This window comes from Streptomyces sp. HSW2009 (assembly GCF_040240285.1).
Taxonomy (GTDB): Bacteria; Actinomycetota; Actinomycetes; order Streptomycetales; family Streptomycetaceae; genus Streptomyces.
Genome location: NZ_JBEHZD010000638.1, coordinates 1 through 3960, shown reverse-complemented (window position 1 = coordinate 3960; position 3960 = coordinate 1). Strand labels below are relative to the sequence as shown.

Sequence of the window (3960 nt, the reverse complement as noted above, 5' to 3'; positions counted from 1 at the left end):
GTGGGGGGGGGGGGGGGGCGGGGGGGGCGGCCGCCCCCCCCCCCCCCCCCCCCCCCCCCCCGCCTCCTACGAACCCGTAAGGAGCCGCTGTCATGCAGCATGCCCGGATACCCCCGCCCGCCGCCCCGGCACCGTTGCCCGGCTGCTACCTGCGCCCAGCGAGGCGGAGGCGGTGAAGAAGACCACCGGGGCCGTCCTGGGGCTCTTCGCGTGTGGTCCGCTCCTGCTGATCGTGCCGATTCTGGCCATCGGTGCCGGCACCGCCACCGCCTCGTGCTCCAGCACGGACACCACACCAGACGTGGACAGTTCGGCTGTCTCCGCGCAGGTGAAGGAGATCCTCGACGGTGGCAGCACGGGGGCGGTGTCCGTACCGGGTTTGGATGACCCGGCCGAGCAGGTGCCCCACGCGAAGGCGATCCAGGCCACCGGCGTCGCGATGAACATCCCCGCCCGCGGACAGGTCGTGGCCCTGGCCACGGCCCTACAGGAAAGCGGCCTACGCAACCTGACCTACGGCGACCGTGACTCGCTGGGCCTGTTCCAGCAGCGCCCCTCGCAGGGCTGGGGCAGCGCCGAGGAGATCCTAGACCCGGTGTACTCCTCGACCAGGTTCTACGAGGCGTTGGAGAAGGTGTCGGGCTGGCAGTCGCTGTCGGTCACCCAGGCCGCGCAGGCGGTGCAGAGGTCGGGCTTCCCCGAGGCTTACGCCAAGTGGGAACCGCTCGCCACCGCCTTGCAGAAGGCCATCGCGCCCCTACTCTCGAAGACCGACGGCGACGCACCTTCCCCTTCGCCTTCCGGGTCTGCCAGCCCCGACACCCCATCGGCCGATGCCGCGGGTGGTTGTGCGGCGGACGGGGACGGGACCGACTTCGGAACGATCCCGCCCGGCGCGGTGCCGACCGAGTACAAGATCCCCGTTGATGCTCCCCGGGCGGTGCAGACGGCGATCCGCTGGGCCTTGGGCCAGCTCGACACCCCGTACCAGTGGGGCGGGAGCTGCACCGACTCCCACGGGCCCGACCCGATGGGGCGTTGCGACTGCTCGTCACTGATGCAGCAGGCGTACAAGGCGGCCGGCATCTCCCTGACGCGTACGACGTACACGCAGGTCGCAGAGGGTAAGGCGGTGTCGGCCGATGCGCTGCGGCCGGGGGATCTCCTCTTCACGCGGGGGACGGCCAAGGTGCCCGAGCACGTGGGCATGTTCATCGGCCAGGGCTTGATCATCAACGCGCCGCGCACCGGGGACGTGGTGCGGATCGCGACCCTCGCGTCGTGGAAGTCGCAGATCCTCGCGGTCCGCCGAGTCGTCTGACCCGCCTCCCCCTCCCCCGCCCCTTCCTTCGTATTGCCCTCTTTTGCCCTGTCGGGCTTCAGCATTCTTCGATTCGAACGGACGTTCGCCATGTTCTCTGTCGCGCAATCCATTCAGCTCGCCTACGATCCCGCGATCACACCCAGTGGAGGGGGCCTGCCGGGTCTGTCCGTTCTTCGGCAGGTGATCGGCTCGGTCAACCTGTTCTGCCTCATCGCCGTGGTCGGTGCGCTCGCCGTCAGCGCGGGGGTGTGGGCGTGGGGGCACCACTCGGGTGGTCACCAGGCGGAGGCCAACGGCAAGAAGGGCGTGCTGGTCAGCGCGGGCGCGGCCCTGCTGCTGGGAGCGGCCAACGGCGTCGTCTCGTTCTTCAGCTCGCTGGGAGCGCAGGTCTGATGGTGTCCTCTGAGCCTGCCAAGTCGGGCGCCTTCGCCTCCTCGGTCGTACGGCGTCGGGTGCTGCTCGGCACCACGGTCCTGGCCATCCTGGTCACCGTCGCCGGGCTCGCCGCCTACCTCACCCGCGGCGACAGGACGCCCCAGGAGACAGGGACGCCGAAGTCCACTGCGACGGCGCCCACCTCACCAACGCCGACAGCCTCGACACCCAACAGGCGCGCCGGCGCCCTGCCCACCCCGCCGAAGACGCATGACCCGATCGCGTTCGCGAAGGCGGCGGCAGTCGCGTTGTGGTCCTACGACACACGCACCTCCTCTCAGCCCGAGTTGCTCCGGGCGCTGCGTACGTGGTTGACCCGTGAGTCCAGGTACGCCGATGCCGCTTCGGTCGAGGCACTGGTCCCCACGCCCGCGTTGTGGAAGCAGATGGGCGCCAACGGGCAGTTCGCCACCGCCACCGTGCACGAAGGGCACTTCCCCGCCTCGTTCACCCGGGCCCTTCAGACGGACCCCGGGGCGATCACCGACGCCTACCTCTACGCCGTCACGGTCTCCGGCAAGCAGTCGATCGCCTGGAAGGGCTCGCCCGCGGGTGGCGCCGAGGCCCGCGCCACCACGCTCGCGGTCCAGTGCCGTCCCTCTCGCCCGTGCGCGTTGGCCGGTGTGCTGCCGGCCGTCGCGCCCTGACCCGCACCCACGAACGGAGGTAACCCCCCTATGGGAGTCTGCGACATGCCCTTGATGGGCAGCGTCTGCGACGCCGTCGACTTCGTCACCAACCCGGCCGGGACCGTCACCGACGGCATCGGGGCGTGGATCGCGAAGTCAGCCGGCGAACTCGCCGCCAGCGCCGCGGACCTGGCCGTGAAGGCGGTCGACACGACCACGGCCATCGATCTCAACGCCCGCTGGTTCCGCGAGAACTACGAACTGCTGCTACCCATCGGTCTCACCCTGACCGTCGGCACCTTCTGCATCCAGTTGCTCTCCGCCGCCTGGCGGCGCGACGAGCGGGCCCTGGCACAGGCCGCGATGGGCACCATGATCGGTGTCCTGTTCTCCTTCTGCGCCATCGCGTTCACCTCGGTGGCGATCACGGTGGTCGACGCCTTGTCGAACGGGCTGTTCCAGGCGGCCAACACCTCACTAGCCGACGCCATTCGCCGGGTCGTCAAGGTCAGCCAGTTGGGGGCGATGTTCGGCCTGGGCTGGGCCGTGCCGGCGGTGGTCGCGGTCGGCTTCACCATCGGGGCGTTCCTGTACTGGGGTGTCATGGTCGCCCGCAAGGTCGGTGTGCTGATCCTGGTGGCCCTGGCGGTCTTCGCGGGCTCCGGCGGTGGTTGGGAGGTGGCCAAGCGGTGGCGGCGGGGGTGGATCGAGGCCACCGCCACCCTGGTCGTCTCGAAACTGCTGATGAGCGTGGTCTTCCTGATCGGCGTCAGCGCGATGGGCCAGTCGGACTCGGACGACGGCATGGCCGCGCTGTCCGACGCCATGGCCGGCATCGTCGTCATGACGCTCGTGCTCTTCTGCCCGTACATCACCTACAAGTTCGTGCACTGGGCCACCGACAGCGGCGGCAACGACGACCTGCACCGCTCCGGCATCGCCGGCTTCGCCGCCCCGGCCGCAGCCGCGAAGGGCGCAGCCACCCTGGCGCTCCAGGCCAACATGGGCGCCCCCGCCCCACAGGGCCCGAGCAAGGTTGCCGGGGCCGGCGGGAACGGTGTCGCCTCCGGGATCAACCCGGCCGGCGCCCACCTCAGCAAGGAAGGCATCAACACCGGTCCGGGCAAGCCACCGACCAGCTTCCGGTACGGCGAGGACGCCAACGCCCCCGGCGACAAGGGCCGCTCCCTGATCCAGCGCCCCGGACTCCCACCGCTGATCACCCACCCCGGCACGGCCAGCCCCGGAGCGCAGGCGAGCGCCGGTGCAAGCTCCGCCGGCGCGCCCGCAAGCGCCTCGCTTCCGGGCAGCGGCATGGAGCGCACGGGCGCCAACACTGACGGCCCTGGTGCCGACTCGGTCAGCAATGCCGTCGCACCGGTGCCACCGGCCGCTGGGGCGACCGACTCTGCCACCTCGCCGAACTGGGCCTACCCGAACCCGCCGCCATCGGGGTCCTGACCGCCCACCCGCCTGGGGGGGGGCCGGGCCCCCCCGCCCCCCCCCCCCCCCGCCCCCCCCCGGGCGGGCGGGGGGGCCGGGGCGGGGGGGGGGGGGGGGGCGGCGCGGGGG

Annotated in this window: 4 protein-coding genes; all 4 read left to right on the top strand. The window is 71.5% G+C overall.

The genetic code is table 11. The features are described from left to right. Positions 1-172: 172 nt before the first annotated feature. The 4 genes from AAHZ94_RS29915 to AAHZ94_RS29900 all read left to right on the top strand — a co-directional run bounded on the left by AAHZ94_RS29915 (position 173) and on the right by AAHZ94_RS29900 (position 3849). Positions 173-1321, top strand: a complete 1149-nt coding sequence (locus AAHZ94_RS29915) for a C40 family peptidase (RefSeq protein WP_349996847.1) — start codon at positions 173-175, stop codon at positions 1319-1321. A 90-nt stretch (positions 1322-1411) separates the two neighbouring features. Further along, entirely contained in the window at positions 1412-1717 is a 306-nt protein-coding gene (locus AAHZ94_RS29910; protein WP_349996845.1) for a DUF6112 family protein, read from the top strand. After that, the gene (locus AAHZ94_RS29905; RefSeq protein ID WP_349996844.1) at positions 1717-2406 is read left to right on the top strand and encodes a hypothetical protein; all 690 of its coding nucleotides are present in this window, start codon (positions 1717-1719) and stop codon (positions 2404-2406) included. The genes AAHZ94_RS29910 and AAHZ94_RS29905 overlap by 1 nt, the downstream gene beginning before the upstream one ends. Positions 2407-2436: 30 nt before the next feature. Further along, a complete protein-coding gene (locus AAHZ94_RS29900) occupies positions 2437-3849 on the top strand; it encodes an SCO6881 family protein (protein WP_349996842.1) in 1413 nt (470 codons plus the stop codon). Positions 3850-3960 lie beyond the last annotated feature (111 nt).

Excerpts from the sequence above, each read along its gene's own strand:
- AAHZ94_RS29910 (WP_349996845.1), top strand. The coding sequence starts at position 1,412 with ATGTTCTCTGTCGCGCAATCCATTCAGCTCGCCTACGATCCCGCGATC.
- AAHZ94_RS29900 (WP_349996842.1), top strand. The coding sequence starts at position 2,437 with ATGGGAGTCTGCGACATGCCCTTGATGGGCAGCGTCTGCGACGCCGTC.
- AAHZ94_RS29905 (WP_349996844.1), top strand. The coding sequence starts at position 1,717 with ATGGTGTCCTCTGAGCCTGCCAAGTCGGGCGCCTTCGCCTCCTCGGTC.